This is a genomic window from Winogradskyella sp. (assembly GCF_965656915.1).
Lineage (GTDB): Bacteria > Bacteroidota > Bacteroidia > Flavobacteriales > Flavobacteriaceae > Winogradskyella.
On record NZ_CBFHMI010000098.1, the window covers coordinates 1 to 3,641 of the forward strand.

The 3,641-nt window shown below is 34.0% G+C and carries 6 protein-coding genes and 1 tRNA gene; 4 read left to right on the top strand and 3 right to left on the bottom strand.

All coding sequences use genetic code 11. The features are described 5' to 3' along the window. Positions 1-228 precede the first annotated feature (228 nt). The 3 genes from ACTG3Y_RS13260 to ACTG3Y_RS13270 form a co-directional block, all read right to left on the bottom strand. Positions 229-657 (bottom strand): organic hydroperoxide resistance protein, encoded by a 429-nt coding sequence (locus ACTG3Y_RS13260; RefSeq protein WP_439153399.1) that lies wholly within the window; start codon positions 655-657, stop codon positions 229-231. 159 nt (positions 658-816) lie between these two features. Further along, positions 817-1,029: a hypothetical protein gene (locus tag ACTG3Y_RS13265; protein ID WP_439153400.1), complete on the bottom strand. Its 213-nt coding sequence runs from the start codon at positions 1,027-1,029 to the stop codon at positions 817-819. Between the two features lie 276 nt (positions 1,030-1,305). After that, positions 1,306-1,379 (bottom strand) — tRNA-Arg (locus tag ACTG3Y_RS13270). On the opposite strand from ACTG3Y_RS13270, the gene ACTG3Y_RS13275 reads away from it, so the two are divergent. From ACTG3Y_RS13275 to ACTG3Y_RS13290, 4 genes are all read left to right on the top strand, one after another. After that, complete coding sequence (locus ACTG3Y_RS13275) at positions 1,352-2,101, top strand: Crp/Fnr family transcriptional regulator (RefSeq protein ID WP_439153401.1); 750 nt, start codon at positions 1,352-1,354, stop codon at positions 2,099-2,101. The genes ACTG3Y_RS13270 and ACTG3Y_RS13275 overlap by 28 nt on opposite strands. A gap of 47 nt (positions 2,102-2,148) precedes the next feature. Next, positions 2,149-2,706, top strand: a complete 558-nt coding sequence (locus ACTG3Y_RS13280) for a YeeE/YedE family protein (protein ID WP_439153402.1) — start codon at positions 2,149-2,151, stop codon at positions 2,704-2,706. A gap of 1 nt (position 2,707) precedes the next feature. Beyond that, the gene (locus ACTG3Y_RS13285) at positions 2,708-3,124 is read left to right on the top strand and encodes a DUF6691 family protein (protein WP_439153403.1); all 417 of its coding nucleotides are present in this window, start codon (positions 2,708-2,710) and stop codon (positions 3,122-3,124) included. A 75-nt stretch (positions 3,125-3,199) separates the two neighbouring features. Next, a partial coding sequence (locus tag ACTG3Y_RS13290; RefSeq protein ID WP_439153404.1) for an MBL fold metallo-hydrolase occupies positions 3,200-3,641 on the top strand: 442 nt, incomplete at its 3' end.

A 3,641-nucleotide genomic window follows, 5' to 3' on the forward strand; every position in this document is an offset into this window, starting at 1 on the left:
CCCTTCCAGAAAAGGATACTGTAGACTGGTAGAATTATAAAACACACAAGCGAAATTGGTGTTCTTTCATATTATAAGTATTTATTTGTGATCTAAAAAATATGATCTATCCTGAATCAAGGACACATGATTTTAAACATTATGTATACTAATGACAAAAAAACAATTAGATATCATTCCTAGAAAAAATCGGCCAATTTGTGGGTTTTCTTTAAAAATAATTAAAATTTATTCGTCCAGTAATAAATTTAAGGTAACGGTAATATTGTCTCGCGTGGCTTTACTAAACGGACATACTCCATGTGCTTTCTCCACTAAGTCTTCTCCGGTTTCCAGATCCACTTTCGGAATATAACAATCTAAAGTCGCCTCTAGAAAGAATCCGTCATCATCTTTGCAAAAGCCTATTGTCGCTGTAACGCTTAAAGCCTCGTCGTCAATTTGGATACCCTCACTTTCGGCAACTGCTTGTAACGCCCCTCCAAAACAGGCCGCATAAGCAGCTCCAAAAAGCTGTTCGGGATTGGCACCATCTCCACCATCACCTCCCATAGATTTCGGAACTGATAATCCAAAATTTACGGGTCCGCTCTCTGACTTTACATGTCCTTTTCTACCACCAACTGCCTTTGTTGTCGCTTCATATAATGTTTTCATTGTTTCGTTTTTTTTTGAATTAAAATTATTTACTGGAAGATACTACCACTTTTATGGCTTGTAAAGCAAATTTTATTAAAGTTCTCTTAAAAGTAGTCACGACAGGACATACAGAGCTTAGTTAGGTTAAACAATCGTAAAACGACCATCTGAGTAACATTACGATGTAAATTGATTAATGAAAGGGTAATAACAGCTTTTGAATGAAATTAATTTCTTCCCACCGTAGTTGTAAATCACAAAAGGATAATCATCAGGAAGATTCTTGGTCCGATTCATATCGTTTACCGCAAAGGATAAATACACAACCGCTTTAAAAATGACATCAAAGTCGGCTGTAGCATAAAGGACAAAGGACACTTTGGCTTTCATAGTCTCATTATTTTAAGTTTGCTGATTTTTAAAAAAAATTGTAGAACAGAAAAAATGGGATCAACTAAACTCACTCAAATCTAATTGCCAACGTAAGTCCATAAAAACTATCATTTTATCTAAAATGATTTATCAAAATCCAATTCTACTGAAACATGACCTACCTGCCGAAACAACTGTGAAACATTTTATGTATTAAACCAAATCCAACTGAAAACAAAAACCCCGTGTTTGCTACGAAACACGGGGTAATGAAATTTATTGAACCTATTTTAGTGACCTCGACAGGATTCAAACCTGTAACCTTCTGAGCCGTAATCAGATGCGCTATTCAGTTGCGCCACGAGGCCGTTTTAAAGTGGGTGCAAATATAATACTTTTATTAAAAAACAACCAAACTATTTATTTCAAAATTCTAATTGATTATTTTTGGAATATGATTGCAAAAGAGATATTACTTCCGTTTTCGTATTTGTTTGATGAAACGATAATTAACAGTATTTCTGAAGTGGCAGAACTCAGAACTTACAAGAAGAATGACATTATTATAGATATCGGTCAAGCACTAAATTATGTTCCCTTACTAATTAAAGGAAACATCAAAGTACTAAGAGAAGATAATAATGGTAGCGAGCTTTTACTTTATGTCTTAGAAACAGGCGATACATGTGCTATGTCACTCACGTGCTGTATGGCAAAATCTGTGAGTAAGATAAGAGCTATTGCAGATGAAGATACCACCGTTATTATGATACCTATTTCTGATATGAAAAACTGGTTTGATACTAATAATAGTTGGAGAAATTTTATACTACAAAGTTATCAGATTCGATTTGATGAAATGCTAGAAACTATAGATACTCTGGCATTTATGAAAATGGATGAACGCCTATTTAAATATTTAACGGATAAGGTGAAGCTTTCTGCATCTACAGATTTGGAAATCACACATCAAGAGATTGCTGAAGATTTACATACGTCAAGAGTTGTTGTTTCAAGATTATTAAAACAGCTAGAGAACGACAAACGTATTGCACTTGGCAGAAATAAAATACATGTCATAGATTTTTAAATTTTATCACTTAAATTATAAAATCATCTAAATTTTAGAATCATTATATGGAACTCATAAAAGAACCCTGGCCTTGGTATGTTTCTGGCCCATGCATTGCAATAGTAATGTTTTTATTACTCTACTTTGGCAGAACTTTTGGAATGTCTTCAAACCTAAGAACACTCTGCGCTATTGGTGGTGCCGGAAGACATGCAGAATTTTTTAGGTTCGATTGGAAAAGTCAAAAATGGAATTTAATTGTAGTATTAGGTGCTATTCTCGGTGGGTTTATTGCACACTTTTTCTTATCAAATCCTATAGCTATAAATCTTAGTGAAAATACAGTAAGAGATCTTAATGCTCTAGGCTTTACAAATACAGGTCAAAGTTTGCTACCACCAGAGTTATTTAGCTGGGATGCTGTTTTTAGTATCAAAGGAATACTCATTTTAATTATCGGCGGATTTCTTGTTGGTTTCGGTACGCGCTATGCTGGTGGCTGTACATCAGGACACGCCATAACTGGTTTAAGTAGCTTACAAATACCATCATTAATTGCTGTAATAGGCTTTTTTATCGGTGGCTTAATAATGATTCATTTAATTTATCCAATACTATTTTAAGATGGCGAAGTTTTTAAAATTTTTCTTAGTTGGTATTTTTTTCGGAATTGTTCTTGTGAAATCTGAAGCTGTATCTTGGTATCGTATTTTTGAAATGTTTAAATTTCAATCTTTCCATATGTATGGCATAATTGGCTCAGCAGTTTTTACAGGAGTAATATTATTATTAATTTCTAAAAAAATGCATGTAAAAACTACTCAAGGCACATACTTAAGAGTTCCCTTGAAAGACAAAGGATTTATAAGGTACATTTTAGGAGGAAGTATTTTTGGCTTAGGATGGGCACTTTGCGGTGCTTGCCCAGGACCAATGTACATATTAGTTGGTACAGGTGTATTTTCAATGCTTATTGTGATTGCTGCGGCTATTGCAGGTACCTATTTTTATGGTATTGTAAGACGTAAGTTACCACATTAAATCTCGACCAATAACTCAAATACTTACTTAATATTTAACTAGTTTTTTCTTATCTTTAAAATAGAAATTCACACTATGAAAATTGAACAATTATATACAGGATGTTTAGCTCAGGGAGCGTACTATATTGAATCTGAAGGTGAAGTCGCAATTATTGACCCACTTAGAGAAACACAACAATATATAGACAAAGCAAAGGCAAACAATGCGAAAATAAAATACATATTAGAAACACATTTTCATGCAGATTTTGTGTCTGGTCATGTAGACTTAGCAAATAAAACTGGAGCTAAAATAGTTTTTGGTCCTGGTGCGACAACAGAATATGATATACATTCCGCTAGTGATGGTGAGGAATTGAAATTAGGAAAATTGACTATTAAGGTGTTACATACACCTGGTCATACCTTAGAGTCCGTCACTTATTTGTTAAAGGACGAGAATGGTAAAGACCATGCCATATTTTCTGGCGACACGTTATTCTTGGGTGATGTTGGTAGACCAGATTTAGCCATTA

Bases quoted from the DNA above. Each gene is read 5' to 3' on its own strand.
- ACTG3Y_RS13265 (WP_439153400.1), bottom strand. From the start codon at position 1,029: ATGAAAGCCAAAGTGTCCTTTGTCCTTTATGCTACAGCCGACTTTGAT.
- ACTG3Y_RS13275 (WP_439153401.1), top strand. From the start codon at position 1,352: ATGCGCTATTCAGTTGCGCCACGAGGCCGTTTTAAAGTGGGTGCAAAT.
- ACTG3Y_RS13285 (WP_439153403.1), top strand. From the start codon at position 2,708: ATGGCGAAGTTTTTAAAATTTTTCTTAGTTGGTATTTTTTTCGGAATT.
- ACTG3Y_RS13280 (WP_439153402.1), top strand. From the start codon at position 2,149: ATGGAACTCATAAAAGAACCCTGGCCTTGGTATGTTTCTGGCCCATGC.
- ACTG3Y_RS13260 (WP_439153399.1), bottom strand. From the start codon at position 657: ATGAAAACATTATATGAAGCGACAACAAAGGCAGTTGGTGGTAGAAAA.